This is a genomic window from Sphingopyxis microcysteis, assembly GCF_012274265.1.
Lineage (GTDB): Bacteria > Pseudomonadota > Alphaproteobacteria > Sphingomonadales > Sphingomonadaceae > Sphingopyxis > Sphingopyxis microcysteis.
In genome coordinates, this window is the sequence record NZ_JAANYY010000002.1 from 77,558 (window position 1) to 98,469 (window position 20,912).

17 protein-coding genes and 1 pseudogene are annotated in these 20,912 nt (G+C 63.8%); 6 read left to right on the forward strand and 12 right to left on the reverse strand.

All coding sequences use genetic code 11. The features are described 5' to 3' along the window. The first annotated feature begins 27 nt into the window (after positions 1 to 27). Positions 28 to 1,275, forward strand: coding sequence for a M24 family metallopeptidase (locus tag G9408_RS00365; RefSeq protein WP_168452224.1), 1,248 nt, complete (start codon positions 28 to 30; stop codon positions 1,273 to 1,275). Positions 1,276 to 1,653: 378 nt separating this feature from the next. Here G9408_RS00365 and G9408_RS00375 read toward each other — a convergent pair. The 4 genes and pseudogenes from G9408_RS00375 to G9408_RS00390 all read right to left on the reverse strand — a co-directional run. Further along, a pseudogene (locus G9408_RS00375) lies at positions 1,654 to 2,478 on the reverse strand (DUF817 domain-containing protein); the annotation flags it as partial. Beyond that, the gene (locus G9408_RS00380) at positions 2,471 to 3,277 is read right to left on the reverse strand and encodes a lipid II flippase Amj family protein (RefSeq protein WP_120217020.1); all 807 of its coding nucleotides are present in this window, start codon (positions 3,275 to 3,277) and stop codon (positions 2,471 to 2,473) included. The gene G9408_RS00380 and the pseudogene G9408_RS00375, both read right to left, overlap by 8 nt. Positions 3,278 to 3,509: 232 nt before the next feature. Continuing rightward, complete coding sequence (locus G9408_RS00385) at positions 3,510 to 4,688, reverse strand: vWA domain-containing protein (RefSeq protein WP_168453382.1); 1,179 nt, start codon at positions 4,686 to 4,688, stop codon at positions 3,510 to 3,512. A 102-nt stretch (positions 4,689 to 4,790) separates the two neighbouring features. Next, positions 4,791 to 5,249 (reverse strand): hypothetical protein, encoded by a 459-nt coding sequence (locus G9408_RS00390; protein ID WP_168452225.1) that lies wholly within the window; start codon positions 5,247 to 5,249, stop codon positions 4,791 to 4,793. A 79-nt stretch (positions 5,250 to 5,328) separates the two neighbouring features. Between G9408_RS00390 and G9408_RS00395 the strand changes: the two genes are divergently transcribed. Further along, positions 5,329 to 6,129: a LytTR family DNA-binding domain-containing protein gene (locus G9408_RS00395; protein WP_168452226.1), complete on the forward strand. Its 801-nt coding sequence runs from the start codon at positions 5,329 to 5,331 to the stop codon at positions 6,127 to 6,129. Positions 6,130 to 6,301: 172 nt separating this feature from the next. Then, positions 6,302 to 7,699, forward strand: coding sequence for a methyl-accepting chemotaxis protein (locus G9408_RS00400; protein WP_120217017.1), 1,398 nt, complete (start codon positions 6,302 to 6,304; stop codon positions 7,697 to 7,699). On the opposite strand, the gene G9408_RS00405 is transcribed toward G9408_RS00400, so the two are convergent. The 8 genes from G9408_RS00405 to G9408_RS00440 all read right to left on the reverse strand — a co-directional run bounded on the left by G9408_RS00405 (position 7,696) and on the right by G9408_RS00440 (position 15,920). Further along, complete coding sequence (locus tag G9408_RS00405) at positions 7,696 to 8,115, reverse strand: GFA family protein (protein WP_168452227.1); 420 nt, start codon at positions 8,113 to 8,115, stop codon at positions 7,696 to 7,698. The genes G9408_RS00400 and G9408_RS00405 overlap by 4 nt on opposite strands. A gap of 8 nt (positions 8,116 to 8,123) precedes the next feature. Continuing rightward, entirely contained in the window at positions 8,124 to 8,969 is an 846-nt protein-coding gene (locus G9408_RS00410) for an AAA family ATPase (protein ID WP_168452228.1), read from the reverse strand. Positions 8,970 to 9,133: 164 nt separating this feature from the next. Beyond that, the gene (locus G9408_RS00415; protein ID WP_408021865.1) at positions 9,134 to 9,802 is read right to left on the reverse strand and encodes a DUF6975 family protein; all 669 of its coding nucleotides are present in this window, start codon (positions 9,800 to 9,802) and stop codon (positions 9,134 to 9,136) included. 256 nt (positions 9,803 to 10,058) lie between these two features. Continuing rightward, positions 10,059 to 10,529 carry a PspC domain-containing protein gene (locus G9408_RS16495; RefSeq protein WP_235957425.1) on the reverse strand — a complete coding sequence of 157 codons (471 nt, stop codon included), beginning with the start codon at positions 10,527 to 10,529 and terminating at the stop codon, positions 10,059 to 10,061. Positions 10,530 to 10,969: 440 nt separating this feature from the next. Then, positions 10,970 to 12,994 carry an RNA polymerase sigma factor RpoD gene (gene rpoD, locus G9408_RS00425; protein WP_120217014.1) on the reverse strand — a complete coding sequence of 675 codons (2,025 nt, stop codon included), beginning with the start codon at positions 12,992 to 12,994 and terminating at the stop codon, positions 10,970 to 10,972. Between the two features lie 31 nt (positions 12,995 to 13,025). After that, positions 13,026 to 14,909, reverse strand: a complete 1,884-nt coding sequence (gene dnaG, locus G9408_RS00430; RefSeq protein WP_168452229.1) for a DNA primase — start codon at positions 14,907 to 14,909, stop codon at positions 13,026 to 13,028. Further along, positions 14,906 to 15,352, reverse strand: a complete 447-nt coding sequence (locus G9408_RS00435; protein WP_168452230.1) for a GIY-YIG nuclease family protein — start codon at positions 15,350 to 15,352, stop codon at positions 14,906 to 14,908. Before G9408_RS00435 ends, dnaG begins: the two co-directional genes overlap by 4 nt. Positions 15,353 to 15,467: 115 nt before the next feature. Further along, the gene (locus G9408_RS00440; protein WP_168452231.1) at positions 15,468 to 15,920 is read right to left on the reverse strand and encodes a GatB/YqeY domain-containing protein; all 453 of its coding nucleotides are present in this window, start codon (positions 15,918 to 15,920) and stop codon (positions 15,468 to 15,470) included. 130 nt (positions 15,921 to 16,050) lie between these two features. Between G9408_RS00440 and carA the strand changes: the two genes are divergently transcribed. Genes carA through carB form a run of 3 tightly spaced genes read left to right on the forward strand, consistent with a single transcriptional unit; the run spans position 16,051 to position 20,857 of the window. Continuing rightward, the gene (gene carA / locus G9408_RS00445) at positions 16,051 to 17,235 is read left to right on the forward strand and encodes a glutamine-hydrolyzing carbamoyl-phosphate synthase small subunit (RefSeq protein ID WP_168452232.1); all 1,185 of its coding nucleotides are present in this window, start codon (positions 16,051 to 16,053) and stop codon (positions 17,233 to 17,235) included. Next, positions 17,232 to 17,537 (forward strand): hypothetical protein, encoded by a 306-nt coding sequence (locus G9408_RS00450; protein WP_168452233.1) that lies wholly within the window; start codon positions 17,232 to 17,234, stop codon positions 17,535 to 17,537. Before carA ends, G9408_RS00450 begins: the two co-directional genes overlap by 4 nt. Next, positions 17,537 to 20,857 carry a carbamoyl-phosphate synthase large subunit gene (gene carB / locus G9408_RS00455; RefSeq protein WP_168452234.1) on the forward strand — a complete coding sequence of 1,107 codons (3,321 nt, stop codon included), beginning with the start codon at positions 17,537 to 17,539 and terminating at the stop codon, positions 20,855 to 20,857. The genes G9408_RS00450 and carB overlap by 1 nt, the downstream gene beginning before the upstream one ends. The last annotated feature ends 55 nt before the right edge of the window (positions 20,858 to 20,912 follow it).

Sequence of the window (20,912 nt, forward strand, 5' to 3'; positions counted from 1 at the left end):
GGCGCCAGAGCGCGCGGGGAGAGTGAAATGATCCAACGCAGGCAATTTCTTGGCACCGCGGCGCTAGGCGGACTCGCGGCGACACTGCCGCTCTCGGCATGGGCCGCCGATACTGCCGGACTCCCCAATCTGGCCGCCAAGGCGGTTCCGATCGGCAAGGCGGAGCGCGTGGCGCGGCTCGCCAAGGCGACGCATCTGCTGCGCGCGAACGACATGGATGCGCTGCTGATCGAGCCGGGATCGAGCCTGATCTATTTCACCGGGGTGCGTTGGTCGCGCAGCGAGCGGCTGACCGCGGCGGTGCTGACGCGCGAGGGCGAGCTGGCGGTCGTCACGCCCTTTTTCGAAGAACCGTCGGTGCGCGAAAGCTTGGCGGTTGCGGCCGACGTGCTGACTTGGAACGAGGATGACAATCCGCTCGCCGCGGTCGCCACCTGGCTGGGCAAACGCGGGCTGACCAAAGGCAAGATCGGCGTCGAGGAAACGGTGCGCTATTTCGCGGTCGACGGGTTGGAAAAGGCGATGCCGAACGCGACCGTCGTCAACGGCGCGCCCGTCGTGCGCGGGTGTCGCATGCACAAATCGCCCGCCGAAATCGCGCTGATGCAGATCGCGAGCGACATCACACTCGCCGCCTATCGTCACACCGCGCCGCGGATCGAGGCGGGAATGACCCCCGACCAGATCGGCGCAATCATGGCCGCGGCGACGACCGCGCTCGGCGGACGCAGCGAATTCGAACTGATCCTGCTCGGCGAGGCGAGCGCCTATCCGCACGGGTCGGGCAAGCCGCAGGCGGTGAAGGAGGGCGAGGTCGTGCTGATGGATTGCGGCGCGACGGTGCACGGCTATCAGTCCGACATCTCGCGCAGCTTCGTTTACGGCAAGGCGACGCCGCGCCAGCGGCAGGTCTGGGACCAGATGCGCAAGGGGCAGGACGTTGCCTTTGCCGCGGCAAAGCTCGGCACCCCCGCGGGCAAGGTCGATGATGCGGTGCGCGCCTATTATGAAAGCCTCGGCTGGGGGCCGGATTACAAGCTGCCCGGCACGTCGCACCGCACCGGCCACGGCATCGGGCTCGATGGGCATGAGCCGGTCAATCTGGTGCGCGGCGAAACGACGAAGCTCGCACCCGGCATGTGTTTCTCGAACGAACCCGGCATCTATATTCCGGGCGAATTCGGCATCCGGCTCGAGGATTGTTTCCACATGACCGAGAGCGGTCCCAAATGGTTCAGCGAACCGCCGCCATCAATCGACCGGCCGTTCGGCTGAGCGGCCTTCTTGTTGCCAGACAATGAAAGTGGAGTTGTCGGTGGATGCCATCGCGGCGATCATTTCGGCATGATCGAAGCCGGGTAGCTTCATGATCCGGTCGAGGACGGCGTCTTCGCCCGTCGCACCTTGCGGGAATGTCAGGTTCAGTCGGCCATTGGGCCCAAAGAACATCCACCATACGTCGCTGCCCCAAGGCCCGCTGTCATTGGTTTCGACGGCGATTCCGGTGACATCGGATAGCGGACATGCGCTTCTTTCGCCCTGGCCGTCGGTCATGGTCAGCACATCATCGTCGATCGCCACGATCCAGCGAGCTTCGGGATGCAGCGTGGGTGTGCTTTTTTTGTCGGTGGGATCCGGCGCCTTCGGCCGCTGTACCAGACTGACCAGCACGAACGAGATGATCATCAGCAGATACCAGCTGCCGAGCTTCTCCAGCCCCACCATGTGCCAACCATCGTCCTGACTGGGGTACGTCCATGCGCGCGCGAACGTCCCGATATTCTCCGCAAACCAGATAAAGAGCGCGACCAGCCCCCAGCCGACGAGTAGCGGCATCCGGCGGTGGACGTGCAACGGCCGGAACCACACCTGACAGCGCCAGAACAGCAAAGCCGTCGCCGCAAACAGGGACCAGCGGACGTCATAGGTCCAGTGGCGCGCAAAGAAATTGACGTAGATCGCCGCCGCGAGCGCATAGCTCGTCCAGACCGGCGGATAGCCCGTGTAGCGAAAGTCGAAGATACGCCACACGCGCGCAATATAGCTCCCCACCGCGGCATACATAAAGCCCGAGAAGAGCGGGACCGCGCCGATGTGGAGCAGGCTCGCCTCGGGATATTGCCATGATCCCGCGGCGGTCTTGAACAGCTCCATCACCGTGCCGACGATATGGAAGATCAGGATGACGAGCGCTTCCTTCGGTGTTTCCAATCGGAACGCGAGCATCCCGAGCTGGATCAGCACCGCGCCGATCGTGATCGCGTCATAGCGATGCAGCGGCGCATCGTTGGGCCAGAACAGGTGCGTGCCGAGCAGCAGCGCGAGCATCAGCCCGCCGAACAGGCACGCCCAGCCTTGTTTGAAGCCGAAGACGAGAAATTCGAGGAACCAGCCGCGCGGCCCCGGCGTAACCGCCATCGCTTCCAGCCGCGACCGGACGGCAAGAAAGCGACTGTGGCCGCGCGCGCGATCAGACATAAACGGCGACCCATGCGATCAGCGCCGCGGCGGGCAGCAGCAGCGCCTGCGCGAGCACCGTCCCGGCGAGGCGGCTTAGCGAGATGAGCGTGATCGCGCGGCGAAAGTCGGCCTCGTCGACCTTCCCCTCGACGGCATCGTCGGTCATCACCGACAATTGCGGGTCGATAAAGGCAAACAACAATATCGTCGCAAAGCCGTTGATCAGCGCCGAGAGCTGCGACGCGGTGACGCGAAACTCGGGCGCGAGATAGCCGGCGTAGAGCGACGCCACCACGCCCACGGCGAGCAAGGATTGCGCGAGGCAGTTGGCGATCAGCACGCCCCAGCCGATACCCTTCGGCATCCGCCAGTTCCTGAGGTGCGACAGGCTGGGAAAGGTCAGCGACCGGCCCAATGTCCTGAGGCCGCTCGGGCTTGCAGCCTTCAGCGCGAGCTTCGTCGTCGACCGATTGTCCTGATACCAGCCGATCGCGGCCGCGAACATGCGTTGGCCGGTCGGGACCAGTAATATGCCGATCAGCGTCGCAACGCTCGCCGCCGCCAGCACCAGCTGCATGTCGAGGAACAGATGCCCGCCGCTGCCGTCGTGGATGCGCGTCTCGATCCGCTTGGCGAGGAAGGGGCCAAGGAAGCTGTTCGAGGTACGCGAAAAGAGCACGAGGATGTTGAACAATGCGAAGGACATCGCGATGCGCCGCGTGCGGACCCCGGCGATGCGCGCGGCATAAGCGAGCGCGCCGATCAGGTTGATGAAGCCGGTGAGCAGCAGGATGGTGACGAGGGGGAGGTCGAACATGGCAAGCCTAGCGGAACTTTTGAAATCCGTTCGTGTCGAGCGAAGCCGAGACACCCCTAAGGCGCGCGCAACCGACGGGTGTCTCGACTTCGCTCGACACGAACGGGATTAGGGGATCGGTTCAAGATTGCTACCGTAGAAATCGTCATCCCGGCGAAGGCCGGGATCTCGCCAGTGCGAAGGGATGCGAGGTTGAGATCCCGGCCTTCGCCGGGATGACGGTAAGTTAGACTCAATGCTTGCGCGTCAGTTCGCGCATCGCATCGTCGAGCCCGGCGAGGGTCAGCGGATACATGCGGTCGTTCATCAGCTGTTTGATCAGCTTGACCGACTGGGTGTAGCCCCAATGCGCTTCGGGCACCGGATTGAGCCACACCGCTGCCGGATAGACATGCGTGATCCGCTGGAGCCAGACCGCGCCCGACTCCTCGTTGAAATGTTCGACGCTGCCGCCCGGATGGGTGATTTCATAGGCGCTCATCGACGCGTCGCCGACGAAGATCACTTTGTAATCATGGCCATATTTGTGCAGGATGTCCCACATCTGGTGGCGCTCGGACCAGCGGCGCTTGTTGTCCTTCCACACGCCTTCGTACGGGCAATTGTGGAAATAGAAGAATTCGAGATTCTTGAACTCGGTCGTCGCGGCGCTGAACAATTCTTCGCACAGCTTGATGAACGGGTCCATCGATCCGCCGACGTCGAGAAACAGCAGCAGCTTGACCGCATTGCGCCGCTCGGGGCGCATCTTGATGTCGAGCCAGCCCTGCCGCGCGGTGCCGTCGATCGTGCCTGGAATGTCGAGCTCGTCCGCCGCGCCCTCGCGCGCGAATTTGCGCAGGCGGCGGAGCGCGATCTTGATGTTGCGGGTGCCGAGCTCCTTGGTGTTGTCGAGATTCTGGAACTCGCGCTTTTCCCAGACTTTCAGTGCACGCTTGTGCTTGCTCTCGCCGCCGATGCGCACGCCTTCAGGATTATAGCCCGAATTGCCGAAGGGGCTCGTGCCGCCGGTGCCAATCCACTTGCTGCCGCCCTCGTGGCGCTTCTGCTGTTCCTCGAGCCGCTCCTTCAGCGTCTCCATGATTTTGTCCCAGTCGCCAAGCGATTCGATCGCCGCCATTTCCTCGGGCGTCAGGAATTTCTCGGCGACGGCCTTCAGCCAGTCGGCGGGAACATCGACCGGGTTCTGGCCATAGTCCGAGATGATGCCCTTGAAGACCTTGTTGAACACCTGGTCGAAACGGTCGAGCTGCCCCTCATCCTTCACATAGATTGCGCGGCTAAGGTAATAGAATTGCTCGGGACTGCGGTCGATCACCTCGCGGTCGAGCGCTTCCAGCAGCATCAGATGCTCTTTCAGGCTGGCGGGAATGCCCGCGACGCGAAGCTCGTCGAGAAAGCCGAAAAACATGCCCGCAGGCGTATCGCGTTCGCGCGCCGCGCGCAATCACTTTACGTTTACGGAAAGTGTAGGCGGTCGCTGCGAAAATGGGGCCGCAGCGACCGCGCACCACTATCGCTGTGTCGCGCCCGTCGGCTCACTGCGCGCGCTTGTCCGGTCGGGCCTTTTTTGCGCGATCATCGCGAATTTCTGACCGCCGTGATAGGTGACGATGCCGCACATCCGTTTCCCGTCGGGGGTGAGCGAACCGTCGAAGCGCACATCGCCCTCACGCGATGCAACAACCATCGCCACGGTCCGGCCGTCGCTCGTCAGGCTGCGGACTACCACGACGCCGGGGGTCAGCGCCAGCGATCCGCCGAGCTCCGAACCCGTCATTCCGACCGAGAGGAGGCCGAAGCTTGGAGTGCCGCCCACATCCAAGAGCGCATCCCACAAGCCCGCGAGCTCGGGCGGTTGGGTGGGCATCGACGTCGCCGCCGGACATGCGAAACGCATGTCGACTGCCTCGCTTGCCGCCGCCGGGACAGCTGCCGATGCCAATACCAAACCAGCGATAATCCGTTTCATTACCTTCTCCCTGCCAATATTCCTGCGCTTGCGCCGGAGCGTTGACGGGGCTTGACGCGGAGCGGCAATGGGGGGAGTCGTGAATGATGGCCGCAATTTCCTGAACGGTAGACCGATGCAGTTGGCGATGCGTGAATGGCGGATACCGGGAAAGTGGCGCGGGCTGCTGAGTGCGGTCGCTTTTGGTGCGGTGCTGGGTGTGATGGGGCCGTTCGGATCGCAATCCGCCCTAAGTCCCGCCGTGCGCTATCTATTCTGGATGATTGTTGCGCTCGCCGGCTTTGGAACTGCGGCCGTCACGCAGCGCGCTCTTTTGTCCGCCTGGACGGACGGGAGCGGTGCAAAAAGGATTTTCGCGGGCGCCGCTGCTTCGGCAATACCCATGACCTTCTTCGTGGCTTGGGCTTTCGGGGTGGTCCAGCCCGGCAGGATATTCAGTCCCGCTCAACTCCTCGCGCTGTTTCCCTATGTGGCGCTGGTCCAGCTGCTGATTGCGGGCGTCATGTCGCCTGCGGATCCGGTCGCGGTGGTCGCGGCGGTCGAACAGTCGGCGGTGGATCCCGAATATCCGCCCGATTTCATGTCGAAGCTTCCACCCGCATTGCGCCGGGATATTGTCGCACTCGAAGCCCAAGATCATTATCTGCGCGTTCACACGCTGTACGGTTCGGCCTTGATCCTGATGCGGCTGGCGGACGCGGCGGCGATTATTGATCCCCGGCTGGGGCTCCGCGTGCACCGCAGCTGGTGGGTGGCGAAGGACAGCGTCCGCGGGATTGAAAGACGATCCGGGCGAGCAATTGCCCGGCTTGCCAATGACACCGTCGTTCCGATCAGCCGAACATATTTTCCGGCGGCGCGCCTCGCCTTGGAAAACTAGTCCGATCGACCTGGCGTGATTCGGCAGGCTGAACCCGCTTGTCGCGGATTTGCCGCTATGCGCGGAGTTCGGCGTCCCTCGCGAGGGTCGCGGCGGTCGGAGTCCGGGTTGTTGACGCCCCGTTAACCATTATCCGGCATGACCCGTCGATGGTTTTTGGGTGGGTGCGCGCATGAAATATGATCCGATCAATCCAGCGGGGCCGGTGCTCGACCAGTCGGTCGCCAGCGACTGCGGCGAACTGGCCGTGGGGTGCAGCGAAGCGGCGGGGCGCATCAAGCGTGCGACGGGGCAGATGGACCGCCAGATCGACGAGCTCGGGCGGCTCGAGGATTTTGTCGTCAGCCTGGAATCCGACCAGCGCCAGATTGCCGATTCGACCGACGAGGCAAAATTGCTGTCGGCGCGTGCGTGCGAACAGCTTGATGCCGGTGCCGAGCGCGTCAACGGCGCGGTCACCGAATTTCGCGCGGTCATCGACCTCGTTGCGCGGCTCGGTACCCATGTCACCAATTTTGCCGCGGTGATGGAACAGGTGCAGCAGGTCAGCCAGTCGATCGAGCAAATTGCCAAGACCACCAACATGCTGGCGCTGAACGCCGCGATCGAGGCCGAGCGCGCGGGCGATGCCGGGCGCACCTTTGCCGTCGTCGCCGCCGAGGTCAAAAAGCTGGCGCAGAACACGCGCGGCGCGACCGACGAAATCCGCCGCAGCATCGGCAGCCTCGCCGCCGAGGCCGGCGGGCTGGTCACCGAAATCCAGGCCGGGGTCGAACAATCGAGCCGTGCCGAAGCACAGTTCGAAACGATCACCGATGCGTTGCACGACGCGACGCACCTCGTCGCGCTGCTCGACGACCAAAGCGACCGCATCGCGCAATCGAGCGCGATGGTCCACGCCAATGGTGCCAAGGTGCGTGAGGCGGTCGATCGTGTCGTCGGGTCGGTGCGCGACAATCGCGCGACGCTGGAGGACACGCGCACCTCGATCCTGTCGATGGAGCATGTGTCGAACCGGATGTTCAACGCGGTGATCTCAGCCGGGGTCAGCCCGCAGGATTCGGCGGTCGTCGAACTCGCCGCCAAGGTGCGCGACAAATTTGTTGCGATCGCCGAACGCGCGCTGGCCAATGGCGAACTCACGATGGAGCAATTGTTCGACACCAATTATGTCCGCGTCCCGGGTTCGAACCCCGAACGCTTCCGTACCACGCTTTGCGACTGGGCCGATGCGAACTGGCGGCCGTTGTTCGACGACGTCGTCGCGAACAATCCCAATGTAAAGATGTCGTCGGGCGCCGATATGAACGGCTTTCTGCCGACCCACATCAGCGAATGTTCGCGCGCGCCCACCGGCGATGTCGCGCATGACACCGCTTATTGCCGCAACGGCCGTATCCTGTTCGACGAAACCGACAAGGCGGCCAAACGCAGCAACGCGCCGTTCTTCATGGCGGTCTATCGGCAGGAGGGCGACGGCACCAACTATGTCACGGTGCGCAATTGCTATACGCCTGTGGTGATCAACGGCCGCCGCTGGGGCGACGTCGAGGTGGCATACCAGCTTTAACGCGTCGTGCCCGGCGCGGGCGGTTGGCCCGGAATATGTTCGATGGCCGGATCGATCGTCGCTCCCGCTGGCGCTTCGCTGGTCCAGATGGCAACGCTCGGCGTCAGCCCATGATCGTCGAGCAGGCCTAACCGGACAGCGCGCATTTCCGGCCGTGCCGACGATGCGCCATAGAGCTGGGTGCCGCAGGCCGGGCAAAAGGCCCAGGTCAGTTCATTGCCGCTCGCCGCGATGCGGTGGTTTGATGCGATGTTCCCCGACCAGCCAATGTCGGCGGTCTGGAAAATTGCATTATAGGTCGGTCCGCCCGATGCGAGTTTCTGACACTGGCGACACCAGCACTGACGCACCGCCAACGGCTGTCCGTCAATTCGGACCGTCACCGCGCCGCAGGCACAGCTGCCGTTATACGCCATCGCCGCGATCAGCTCCCCTGGCGCCGCGCTATGAACGCCAGCTTTTCGAACAGCATCACGTCCTGTTCATTCTTGAGCAGCGCGCCGTGGAGCGGCGGGATCGCCTTGCCGACGTCGCGGTTCTGGAGCACTTCGAGCGGCATGTCCTCGTTGAGCAGCAGCTTCAGCCAGTCGATGAGCTCGCTGGTCGACGGCTTTTTCTTCAAGCCGGGAACTTCGCGCACTTCGTAGAAGATGTCCATCGCGCGGCTGACCAGCGTTTTCTGGATGCCGGGGAAATGCACGTCGACGATCGCCGCCATCGTGTCGCGATCGGGGAATTTGATATAGTGGAAGAAACAGCGGCGCAGAAAGGCGTCGGGCAGTTCCTTTTCGTTGTTCGAGGTGATGACGACGATCGGGCGTTCCTTTGCGGTGATCGTCTCGTCGGTCTCGTAAACATGGAACGCCATGCGATCGAGTTCCTGCAGCAGGTCGTTCGGAAACTCGATGTCGGCCTTGTCGATCTCGTCGATCAGCAGGACGGGCAGCTTTTCGGACGTGAACGCCTCCCACAATTTGCCCTTGCGGATGTAATTGCGGATGTCGTGGACGCGCTCTTCGCCCAGCTGGCCGTCGCGCAGCCGCGCCACGGCGTCATATTCGTACAGGCCTTGCTGCGCCTTGGTCGTCGATTTGATGTTCCAGGTGATCAACGGGGCGTCGAACGCTTTGGCGATTTCCTCGGCCAGCACAGTCTTGCCGGTGCCGGGTTCGCCCTTCACCAGCAAGGGGCGGCGCAGCAGCGTCGCGGCGTTGACCGCGACCCTCAGGTCGTCGGTGGCGATATAGGCGCTGGTGCCATCAAAGCGCATCGGCTCATCTTTCCCTTAACGTGAACGTCAAGCAGGCATAGCGGGGGTGGGAGGAGGGTGCAAGCCGAAGGCGTCGCCCCCGCGAAGGTGGGGGCCGCTGGCGAAATAGAATTGTCTGTCGATGTTGGGGCGATAACGGCCCCCGCCTTCGCGGGGGCGACGCACTAGATTGCCCGGCTTGCCGCGCGCGCCGCCATCAGATCCCACAGCCCGTTGTGCTGCGCGATCAGCTGCTGGGCGCCGAACACCATCGCGCGTTCGATCGCCGGACTGTCGGCGACCGTCCCGGCCAACCGGGCCGTGTCGCGCAGATCGGGCAGGGCGCAGGTCGGCGGGGTCATGTCAAGCCGCTGGGCGCTGATGTCGAGCAGGACGCGGATCGTCCGCCAGTCGAGCGTCAGCGCGATCGCGGCGCCAACGGCGCAGCCGTGGCGATCCGATTCGGACAGCATGTCGATCGCCTTGCGCTGCGCGGCGACTGCGGCCTCGCATTGCGCCTGCCCCTGCGTGCTTGGCACCGGGCCGACTGCCGAGGCGATCTTGGTCAGAAAGGCGCGTTCCTGAACAAACGCATCGGCGGCCTGGTCCATCCATTGGCGCGATGCGGGGTCGACGGCCTTGCGCGCCGCATTGTCGATGACCCCGGGATGGCGGCCGTGAAGAAGGCACAGGAAATGGACGGCGTCGGCCAGGTTGCGCATCGCATCCGGCCCGCTCGACAATGCCCCGGCGCGGACGTGCGAATGCGCGCCGGTGCCATTGCTGGCGACCAGCGAATCGAGCATTTCGGCGACGCCGCGCGGCTGCAGCAGGGGCTGGGTCGACTGGCTCAACGCATGTTCCTCGCCTGTGGCGCGGGCCGCAGGGGCCGGGCCGGTGAAATTCAACGCCCGGTCATAAGGCAACGTCGTAAACGTCGCGTTTATGGCCAGCGCTTGATTTGTACCGGTGCTGTTTCAGTCAGGGACAGACGCAAAGGGACCGGCAAGCCCCGGGGGAAGCTTGCCGGTCCCATCGATGGCGCCCGGGGGGACGCCAACAGCGCGAAAAGGCCGGATCCGGGGAGAGGGAGTGTCCGGCCGATTCGGCTCAAGCTGCGAGGGCGAACTCCTCGGCTTTCGGGCTCGGCTGTTCAGCGGCTTCGACCGCGGCCAGCGCCGGGGTTGCGGGCGCACCCGACTTGGCGGGGAACAGCAGGCGCGAGGCCAGCACGACGCCGCCAAGCGCGAAATAGCCGATGAAGGTCTGCACCGGGAAGAAGAACAGCGGCGCCACAAAGGCGAGGCGCAGCCACAGCGGGTTGAAGCCAAAATCCTGGCCGACAGCTTCGCAGATGCCGAAAAACGTATCGCGGCGGTTGAAAAGGTTGGAGGTTTCGTTTGCCATCTTCTTGTCTTTCCCTTGGGCTGCGAGCACTGCCCCGCGCCGATGCACCATGCATCGCAAAGGCCGTGCCAGTTTCAGCAATCTCCCGAAAATCCGAGCTTTATGGCGTCGACCATGATCGGTCGCCTGCCCTGGATCGTGAATCGATTCCCATTGGTTGGGAATGATTGCCATTTGATGGGCGGCGCCTGAACCGTTGATGAAGTGCTCCGCATCGCGTGACGACGGCTATCTGGCGTTCAAATGTGAAGATTTAAAGAGCATCGGGCGAAATATTTGTGCGGTGCAGCAAATGGGTGTGGGGGTGCGGCGATGCAGTGATTGGAATAGATCGATTGCGGACGTAGCGAAGAGCCAGCCCCTCCCCTTCAGGGGAGGGGCAACGAAGACTTGGCAGCTTGCTGCCTAGTCGTAGTGGGGTGGGGGCCGTCGGCCTTGCGCAAGGCCGCTGGCCCCCACCCGCTGCGACTAACGAACAAGTTCGTAAGTCTCGCTGCCCTCCCCTGAAGGGGAGGGCGTGATCATGTCTATTAGTCCGCTCACACCCAATAGCGCACAACAAAAGGGCGGCCCGTTGCCGGACCGCCCTCGATATCTCTGCTCGCAACCCCCGCTTACTGGTCGAGGAACGACCGCATTTTGCGGCTGCGGCTCGGGTGCTTCAGCTTGCGGAGCGCCTTCGCCTCGATCTGGCGGATGCGTTCGCGGGTCACGCTGAACTGCTGGCCGACTTCTTCCAGCGTGTGGTCGGTGTTCATGCCGATGCCGAAGCGCATGCGCAGCACGCGCTCCTCGCGCGGGGTCAGCGACGCCAGAACGCGCGTCACCGTTTCCTTGAGGTTCGACTGCACTGCGGCGTCGACCGGGATGACCGCATTCTTGTCCTCGATAAAATCGCCCAGATGCGAATCTTCCTCGTCGCCGATCGGCGTTTCGAGGCTGATCGGCTCCTTGGCGATCTTCATCACCTTGCGGACCTTTTCGAGCGGCATCGACAGCCGTTCGGCCATTTCCTCCGGCGTCGGCTCGCGGCCGCTCTCGTGAAGGAACTGGCGGCTGCAGCGCACCAGCTTGTTGATCGTCTCGATCATATGGACCGGGATGCGGATCGTGCGCGCCTGGTCGGCGATCGAGCGGGTGATCGCCTGCCGGATCCACCAGGTCGCATAGGTCGAGAACTTGTAACCGCGGCGATACTCGAACTTGTCGACCGCCTTCATCAGGCCGATATTGCCTTCCTGGATAAGGTCGAGGAACTGCAGGCCGCGGTTGGTATATTTCTTCGCGATCGAGATCACGAGGCGGAGGTTCGCCTCGACCATTTCCTTCTTGGCGATACGCGCTTCGCGCTCGCCCTTCTGGACCATGTTCACGACACGGCGGAATTCGGTGAGGCTCATGCCCGCGGCCTGCGCAATTTCCGAAATTTCGATGCGGATGCGGTCGACGGCGCCGGCTTCATTCTCGGCGAAGGCGGCCCATTTCTTGTCGATGCCGCTGACGCTCTCGATCCAATTTTCTTCGAGCTCGCGCCCGATATAATTGTCGAGGAACGCCTTGCGCGGCACCTTGTGGCGCTCGGCGAGGCGCAGCATCTGGCCGCCGAGCGCGGTCAGGCGGCGGTTATAGCTGTACAGCTGGTCGACCAGATATTCGATCTTGGTGTTGTGGAACTGCACGCTTTCGACCTGCGCGGTCAGCTCCTCGCGCAGCTTGTGATATTTCTTTTCCGACGCCGCGGGGAATTCGTCGCCCGATGACAAGGCTTCGAGGCGCGTTTCCTGCAGCTTCGAAAACGCCTTGAAGCTCTTGGTGATGTTCGCGAATTTCTCGAGCGCGTCGGGCTTGAGCAATTCCTCCATCGCCGCAAGGCTCAGCGTATTGTCTTCCTCGTCCTCTTCAAAGCTTTCGCGCTTGCCCGACGATCCCTCGCCGTCCTCGTCATCGCTTTCGGCGGCGGGTTCTTCCTCGACCTCATCCTCGTCCTTGAACGAGACGCCAGCAGTCTTCTCGCTGATTTCGCCGTCGTCCTCGGCGCCTTCGTCGTCCAGATTTTCGGGCGCCGGATCCTTCGACAGCATCGCTTCCAGGTCGACGATTTCGCGCAGCTGCATGTCGCCATTGTTGAGCGCGGTCGACCAGTCGATGATCGCGTTGAAGGTCAGCGGGCTTTCGCACAGCCCCAGGATCATCGTGTCGCGGCCCGCCTCGATGCGCTTGGCGATCGCGATTTCGCCCTCGCGGCTGAGCAACTCGACCGCGCCCATTTCGCGCAGGTACATGCGCACGGGGTCGTCGGTGCGATCGACCGTTTCCTTCTTCTTTTCGATGGCAGGGTTCGAAACCGACCCGGTGCCGGCCGAAATATCGACTTCGTCGTCGGCCTCCTGATCGGCCTCTTCCTGCACATCTTCATCGCTTTCGACGATGTTGATGCCCATGTCGGAAATCGCCGACATGATGTCCTCGATCTGCTCCGACGACATCTCGTCCTGCGGCAGCGCCGCATTCAGTTCGTCATAGGTCAGGTAACCGCGCTTCTTGCCGCGCGCGATCAGCTTTTTGACGTCGGCCTCGTTCAGGTCGATCAGCGGGCTGTCGGTGTCGGCTTCGGTTTCGGCGGTGTTCTTGGTGGCCATATTTGTTCCTGCCAATGGGGCAATCAGTGGGTCAGCCTGGGCTGCTGTCGGACAGCGCGGCCAGGCGGCGGGTCAATTCCTCATCCATCGCACGCAGCTTCTGCTGCCGCGCATGGCCTTCGTCGTCCATCGAGCGCATGTAATCCGCAGTGGCTTCGGCGAGCCGGGAGCGGATTTCAGGCTGGGTGACCAGCACGCCGATATATTCATCCAGGTCGCGAAGCGCAGTTTCCCGCGCTGCATCAACCTCTTCGCCGTCAAGCCTGCGATTGAACGAGAAGTGCATTCCGTCGGCTCTGAGCAATGTCGTCGCCCTATTATACACTTTCATTGGCTCCAATATGGCAAGCAACCCCTCGCAATCAAGCCCTTCTTGGCCGTCCGCGCTGTCAAGCATTACGCGCAGCAGTTCGGCGTCGCCGGAATCGGGGATGGCAAGCCGCGTCAGCGCCTCTTCGTGGCGCCGGATCGCCGCTGGATAGCGCAGCAGCCCGGCGATCAACGAAGCGGCATAATGACCGCCGATGCCGATCTGGCCGATCGATCGCGCCTCGTCGACGGGTGGCTGGAGGCGCGGGTCGGGAGCGAAGCGACGTCCGCCTCCGCCGCGTGACGGCTGCGGCGCCCATGGCACGCGCGACCCGCGCTCGGGGCGCCCCCGCGCGAACAGCGCGTCGAGCCGCTCGCGGAACGCCTCGCGATAATGATGGCGGACATCGGCATCCTCGATCGCGTCGGCGTGGGCGAGCAGGCGCGTCTTCAGCGCCGCACGTTCCTCGGGGGTCGTGAGCGGCCCTGCCGCAACTTCGTGCGCCCACAGCCGCTCGACCAGCGGCTGCGCTTCGTCCACGATCGCGGCAAAGCCTTCGGCGCCGCGCGCCCGGACCAGGTCGTCGGGATCCTGCCCCGCGGGCAGGGTGGCAAAGGCAAGGCTGAAGCCGGGGCGGAGCAACGGCAGCGCGCGCATCGCGGCGCGCATTGCGGCCTTCTGTCCCGCGCTGTCGCCGTCGAAGCACAGTACAGGCACGGGCACCATCCGCCAGAGCATGCCGAGCTGGTTCTCGGTCAGCGCAGTACCCAGCGGCGCGACCGCGTCGGCGATCCCTGCCTCGGCGAGCGCGATGACGTCCATATAGCCTTCGACGACGATGATCCGGTTCGTTTGCCGCGATGCGGGCGAGGCCTTGTCGAGATTGTAGAGCGTGCGCCCCTTGTCAAAGAGCGGCGTGTCGGGCGAGTTCAGATATTTGGGCTCGCCATCGCCTAATATGCGTCCGCCAAATGCGATCACCCGCCCGCGCGCGTCGCGGATCGGGATCATCAACCGCCCGCGGAACCGGTCGTACGGCTCCTTATCGTCGACCGCGATCAGCATGCCGGACTCAACAAGCATCGCGGTCGGGAATTTCTTGAGCGCCTCTTTGAGCGCGCTGCGACTCTCGGGCGCGAGGCCGAAGCCGAACGCCTTGCGCGTCGCCTCCGAAATCCCGCGCTTCGCCAGATATTCGCGCGCCGGGGCGCCGTTGCTGCTGGCGAGCTGCTGCGCGAACCAGTCCGCAGCGGCCTGTGTCACATCGCGCAGGCTCGCCTGCTCCTCGGCCTTTTTGGCGGCGCGCGGGTCGGGGGCAGGGACGTCCATCCCCGCTTCGGCGGCGAGCTCCTTGACCGCGTCCATGAACGACAGCCCGCGCTGGTCAGTCATCCAGCGGATCGCATCGCCGTGGGCGCTGCAACCGAAGCAGTGGTAAAAGCCCTTTTCGTCGTTGATCGTGAAGCTGGGCGTCTTTTCGTTATGGAAGGGGCAGCACGCCTTATACTCGCGGCCGGCACGGATGACTTTCACCGTGCGACCGATCAGCGTCGAGAGGGTGATCCGCGAGCGGAGTTCGTCCAGCCATTGGGGGGTGAGGGTCACTTAACTTTCCTCCCGTCCCCGCGCGGGGAGGCCATACACCCACCTCCGTTTGTGTCGAGCGAAGTCGAGACACGTTTGCGCTCGGCCTCACGTCCCTCGACTTCGCTCGGGACGAACGGAGGGGAGGTGTGCTGCTCAGAAGACACTGTGAGGTCCGGGCGTTCGTGGGGTGGCTTGGCAAAATGGCTGACCATTTCCCAGTCGCCACGGATCAGCGCTTCCTTTTTCGCGCGCGACCATGGTTTGATCCGGCGCTCAGCTTCCAATGCCTCAACCCGCGTTCCGAAATGCTGCGACCAGACCAAAATCACCGGCCTCCGGCGCGAAGTGAAATCGCAAAATCCGCCATGTTGGTGCTGGGCGATACGGCGTTCCAAATCGTCGGTGTGTCCGGTGTAGTAGCGGCTGTCAGAACAGAGCAGGATGTAGGTCCAGAACGCCATTCTTCCCCATACCCGTTCGTGTCGAGCGAAGTCGAGACACGTTGGCGTAGCGCGAGGTCCAACGTCCCTCGACTTCGCTCGGGACGAACGGAGACGATAGACCGTGTGTGCGGATTTAGCTTAACGCCGCCTTCACCCATCCGCTCGCCTTGCTCATATCAAGCTGCGAACCCAGCCGGTCCTTCACCGCGGCCATCACCTTGCCCATGTCCTTCGGGTTGGTCGCGCCGAGTTCATCGACGATCGCCTTGATCGCCGCGGTCGCGTCGGCTTCGGAAAGCTGCGCGGGCAGGAAATCCTCGATCACCGCCACTTCCGCGGCCTCGATGTCGGCGAGTTCCTGGCGGCCGCCCTGTTCGTACATCGTGATCGATTCGCGGCGCTGCTTGACCATTTTCTGGAGGACGTCGGTAACGAGCACATCGTCGTCGGCGGGTGCGGTGCCCGTGCGCAGTTCGATGTCCTTGTCCTTGATCTTGGCCAGCATCAGCCGGATGGTGCCCAGACGCGCCTTGTCGCCGGCTTTCATCGCGGCAACCTGCGCAGCCTTGATGTCGTCACGAATCATGCGTGTCCCCATGGCTCTGAAATTTCGGAAAGACCCTCTCTAGCGGGAAGATTCCAAATCCGATAGCTTGTGAATCACTTTTTTGCCGCCTACTTGGTCGGCCGTTTAGCCCCCGTCCGGAGCATGTTGAATGGCACCTGCCAACCCCTCTGCCGCGCCTGCGGTCCAGCCCTCGGGCGCCACCGGCGTCCTTGTCCTTGCCGATGGCACGATCCTGTGGGGCGTCGGCTATGGCGCGAGCGGCTCTGCTGTGGGCGAGATTTGTTTCAATACGTCGATGACGGGTTATCAGGAAATCCTGACCGACCCGAGCTATGCGGGGCAGGTCGTCACCTTCACCTTCCCGCACATCGGCAATGTCGGCGCGAACCCCGAGGATATGGAACGCGGCGTGCATGGCGCGCTCGGCGCAATCACGCGCGAGCTGCCGACGGCGCCCAGCAATTTCCGCAGCGTTCAGACGCTGCCCGAGTGGATGGCCGAACAGGGCGTGATCGGGCTCGCGGGCATCGACACGCGCGCGCTGACGCGCCGCATTCGCGACGCTGGCGCGCCGAACGGCGTGATCGCGCACAGCGCCGACGGCAAGTTCGACGTGGACGCGCTGCTCGCCATGGCGCGCGGCTGGGCGGGGCTCGAGGGTATGGATCTGGCGAAGGACGTCAGCCGCACCGACACCGGCGACTGGACCGGCGGCGCGTGGGCGCTGGGGCATGGCTATGCGACCGAGGATGGCGGCGAGCGCCCGCATGTCGTTGCGATCGATTATGGCGCGAAGGACAATATCTTCCGCAACCTCGTAAAGGCCGGCGCGCGCGTCACCGTGGTCCCCGCGACCGCGAGCCTCGACGAAGTGCTGGGGCATAATCCCGAGGGCGTGTTCTTGTCGAATGGCCCCGGCGACCCCGCGGCGACGGGCGAATATGCGGTGCCGGTGATCCAGGGGCTGCTCGACCGCGATGTGCCGATCTTCGGCATCTGCCTCGGCCACCAGATGCTCGGCCTCGCAGCGGGCGCGAAGACGGTAAAGATGCACCAAGGCCACCGCGGCGCGAACCATCCGGTGCAGCGCGTCGGCGGCGAGTTCGCCGATGGCGTGGTCGAGATCACCAGCATGAACCACGGCTTCGCGGTCGATGCGGCGACGCTGCCCGCGGGCGTGGTCGAGACGCACAAGAGCCTGTTCGACGGGTCGAACTGCGGCATCGCGATCACGGGGAAGAATGCTTTTAGCGTGCAGTACCACCCCGAGGCGAGCCCGGGGCCGCAGGACAGTTTCTATCTGTTCGAGAAGTTTGTGGGTGGGCTGAAGTGAGTTCGCGGGCGCTTCTGGCTCTGGCGATGCTTCCGGCCTTGATCGGTTGTTCTTCGAGCGGCGCTGATTCTGCGACCGAACGAAAAAAGGCGGCATTGGTCGGCATCGAGAAGATGTGCCGTGTCGCGCCCGGCACCTTGGAGCTGGGTGAAGGCAACCAACTCGCGATTCAGCCCTCACCGCATGAGAAATATGACAACGTCGAATGCGTCGTTCGAGAATTGAGGAAGAGCGAATTCGCGGCGGATATGAAACTCGGCTTCGTCGGCAACGAAATGCACCCAAGAGAAGAACAGAAATAATGCCCAAAAGAACCGACATCCAATCCATCCTCGTCATCGGCGCCGGCCCGATCGTTATCGGTCAGGCGTGCGAGTTTGATTATTCGGGGACGCAGGCGATCAAGGCGCTTAAGGAGGAGGGCTATCGCATCGTCCTCGTCAACTCCAACCCGGCGACGATCATGACCGATCCCGACCTCGCCGACGCGACGTACGTGGAGCCGATCACGCCCGAGATCGTCGCGAAGATCATCGCCAAGGAACGTCCCGACGCGGTGCTGCCGACGATGGGCGGGCAGACCGCGCTCAACACCGCGCTCGCGCTGTTCAACGACGGCACGTTGACCAAATATGGCGTCGAGATGATCGGCGCCGACGCCGAGGCGATCGACAAGGCCGAGGACCGGCAGAAGTTCCGCGATGCGATGGACAAGATCGGCCTCGAAAGCGCGCGCAGCGGCGTCGCGCACACGCTCGACGAGGCGTTCGCGGTGCTCGAACGCACCGGGCTGCCCTCGATCATCCGTCCCAGCTTCACGCTCGGCGGCACCGGCGGCGGCATCGCCTACAACCGTGAGGAATTCGAGCATATCGTCCGCGGCGGCCTGATCGCCTCGCCGACCACCGAGGTCCTGATCGAGGAATCGCTCCTCGGCTGGAAAGAATATGAGATGGAGGTGGTGCGCGACCGCAAGGACAATTGCATCATCATCTGCTCGATCGAGAATGTCGATCCGATGGGCGTGCATACCGGCGACAGCATCACCGTCGCGCCCGCGCTGACGCTGACCGACAAGGAATATCAGATCATGCGCAACGCGAGCATCGCGGTGCTGCGCGAGATCGGGGTCGAAACGGGCGGGTCGAACGTCCAGTTCGCGGTCAATCCCAAGGACGGCCGGCTGATCGTGATCGAGATGAACCCGCGCGTCAGCCGCTCGTCGGCGCTCGCGTCGAAGGCGACGGGTTTCCCGATCGCCAAGGTCGCGGCGAAGCTGGCGGTCGGCTACACGCTCGACGAGATCATGAACGACATCACCGGGGTGACCCCGGCGTCGTTCGAGCCGACGATCGACTATGTCGTCACCAAGATCCCGCGCTTCGCCTTCGAAAAGTTCAAGGGCGCCGAGGCAACGCTGTCAACCGCGATGAAGTCGGTCGGCGAGGTGATGGCGATCGGCCGCACCATCCATGAATCGATGCAAAAGGCGCTGCGCGGGCTGGAAACCGGCCTTTCGGGCTTCAACTTCGTCGACCGCCTGAAAGGCGCGAGCCACGACCAGCTGCGCAACGAACTCGCGCAGCGCACCCCCGACCGGCTGCTCAACACCGCGCAGGCGATCCGCGAAGGCCTGCCGCTCGCCGAGATCAACCGCGTCGCGGGTTACGACATGTGGTTCCTCGAACGCATCGCCGAAATCGTCGCCGCCGAGCAGGAGGTGTGCGAAAACGGCCTGCCGCGCGACGCCGAGGGGCTGCGCAAGCTCAAAGCCATGGGCTTCTCCGACAAGCGCCTCGCCTATCTGGCGCTCCAGTCGGCGAACCTGCGCCCCGGATCGAAGCGTGCGACCGCGCGCGGTTCGGGCCTGATCCACGAAGCGGTGAAGGCGATGACCGGCGGCGTCACCGAAGCCGAAGTGCGCGACCTGCGGCACAAGCTCGGCGTGCGGCCGGTGTTCAAGACGATCGACACCTGCGCGGCCGAATTCGCGGCCAAGACGCCCTATCTCTATTCGACCTACGAAGCGCCGACCTTTGGCGAGCCCGAGAATGAGGCGAACCCGAGCGACCGCAAAAAGGTCGTCATCCTCGGCGGCGGCCCGAACCGGATCGGGCAGGGGATCGAGTTCGACTATTGCTGCTGCCACGCCTGCTTCGCACTCGAAGAGGCGGGCTATGAAACGATCATGGTCAACTGCAACCCCGAGACGGTGTCGACCGACTATGACACGTCCGACCGCCTCTATTTCGAGCCGCTGACCGCCGAGGATGTGCTGGAAATCCTGCACGTCGAAATGTCGAAGGGCACGCTGGTCGGCGTGATCGTGCAGTTCGGGGGGCAGACGCCGCTCAAGCTCGCGCAGGCGCTGGCCGAAGCGGGGATCCCGATCCTCGGCACCTCGCCCGACGCGATCGACCTCGCCGAAGACCGCGAACGGTTCGCGGCGCTCGTCAACAAGCTCGGGCTCAAGCAGCCCGAGAATGGCATCGCGCGCAGCCGCGAGGAAGCCGTCGCGGTCGCGGCACGCATCGGTTATCCGGTGCTGACGCGCCCCTCCTATGTGCTCGGCGGCCGCGCGATGGAGATCGTCGACGATCAGGCGCAGCTCGAAAATTACATCGAGACCGCGGTGCAGGTGTCGGGCGATTCGCCGGTGCTGATCGACCGCTATCTGCGCGATGCGATCGAGGTCGATGTCGATGCGCTCTGCGACGGGACCGATGTCGTCGTCGCGGGCGTGCTTCAGCATATCGAGGAAGCCGGGGTCCATTCGGGCGACAGCGCCTGTTCGATCCCGCCGTACAGCCTGTCGGATGCGATCGTCGCCGAAATCGAGCGCCAGGCGGACGCGTTGGCGCGCGCGCTCAATGTTCGCGGCCTCATGAATATCCAGTTCGCGGTCAAGGGCGACGAAGTCTATCTGATCGAGGTCAACCCGCGCGCATCGCGCACCGTGCCTTTCGTCGCAAAGGCCGTCGGTTCGCCGATCGCCAAGATCGCGGCGCGCGTGATGGCCGGCGAAAAGCTCGCCAACCTGCCCAAGATCAATCGCGACATCGACCATGTCGCGGTGAAGGAAGCGGTCTTCCCGTTCGCGCGCTTCCCCGGCACCGATCCGGTGCTGTCGCCCGAAATGAAGTCCACCGGTGAAGTCATGGGGATCGACCGCGATTTCAACCTCGCTTTTGCCAAGGCACAGCTCGGCGCGGGCGACCGCCTGCCGACCGACGGCCGCGTGTTCGTGTCGGTCAAGGACAGCGACAAGCCGCGCATCCTGGAACCCGTCCGCCGCCTGACCGGCTGGGGCTGGAAAGTGATCGCGACCGGCGGCACCGCCGACTATCTGGCGGCGCAGGGGATCGAGGTCGAGCGCGTGAACAAGGTCGCCGAGGGCCGCCCGCACATCGTCGACCGGATCAAGGACGGCGACGTCCAGCTGATCTTCAACACCACCGAGGGGTGGCAAAGCTTGCAGGATTCGCAATCGATCCGCGCGTCGGCGCTGGCGGGCGACGTCGCCTATTACACGACCGCGGCGGGCAGCGATGCCGCGACCCACGCGATCGGGGCGCTGCGCGCGCACAGTCTTGAAGTAAAGCCGCTTCAGGACTATTATTGAGGGACCGCTCCACCTCCCCGACATTACGGAACAGCGGCGCAGCCGCCCCGGCGAA

Excerpts from the sequence above, each read along its gene's own strand:
- G9408_RS00365 (WP_168452224.1), top strand. The coding sequence starts at position 28 with ATGATCCAACGCAGGCAATTTCTTGGCACCGCGGCGCTAGGCGGACTC.
- G9408_RS00380 (WP_120217020.1), bottom strand. The coding sequence starts at position 3,277 with ATGTTCGACCTCCCCCTCGTCACCATCCTGCTGCTCACCGGCTTCATC.
- G9408_RS00385 (WP_168453382.1), bottom strand. The coding sequence starts at position 4,688 with ATGTTTTTCGGCTTTCTCGACGAGCTTCGCGTCGCGGGCATTCCCGCC.
- G9408_RS00390 (WP_168452225.1), bottom strand. The coding sequence starts at position 5,249 with ATGAAACGGATTATCGCTGGTTTGGTATTGGCATCGGCAGCTGTCCCG.
- G9408_RS00400 (WP_120217017.1), top strand. The coding sequence starts at position 6,302 with ATGAAATATGATCCGATCAATCCAGCGGGGCCGGTGCTCGACCAGTCG.
- G9408_RS00405 (WP_168452227.1), bottom strand. The coding sequence starts at position 8,115 with ATGGCGTATAACGGCAGCTGTGCCTGCGGCGCGGTGACGGTCCGAATT.
- G9408_RS00410 (WP_168452228.1), bottom strand. The coding sequence starts at position 8,969 with ATGCGCTTTGATGGCACCAGCGCCTATATCGCCACCGACGACCTGAGG.
- G9408_RS16495 (WP_235957425.1), bottom strand. The coding sequence starts at position 10,529 with ATGGCAATCATTCCCAACCAATGGGAATCGATTCACGATCCAGGGCAG.
- rpoD (WP_120217014.1), bottom strand. The coding sequence starts at position 12,994 with ATGGCCACCAAGAACACCGCCGAAACCGAAGCCGACACCGACAGCCCG.
- G9408_RS00435 (WP_168452230.1), bottom strand. The coding sequence starts at position 15,352 with ATGGCGTTCTGGACCTACATCCTGCTCTGTTCTGACAGCCGCTACTAC.
- G9408_RS00440 (WP_168452231.1), bottom strand. The coding sequence starts at position 15,920 with ATGATTCGTGACGACATCAAGGCTGCGCAGGTTGCCGCGATGAAAGCC.
- carA (WP_168452232.1), top strand. The coding sequence starts at position 16,051 with ATGGCACCTGCCAACCCCTCTGCCGCGCCTGCGGTCCAGCCCTCGGGC.
- carB (WP_168452234.1), top strand. The coding sequence starts at position 17,537 with ATGCCCAAAAGAACCGACATCCAATCCATCCTCGTCATCGGCGCCGGC.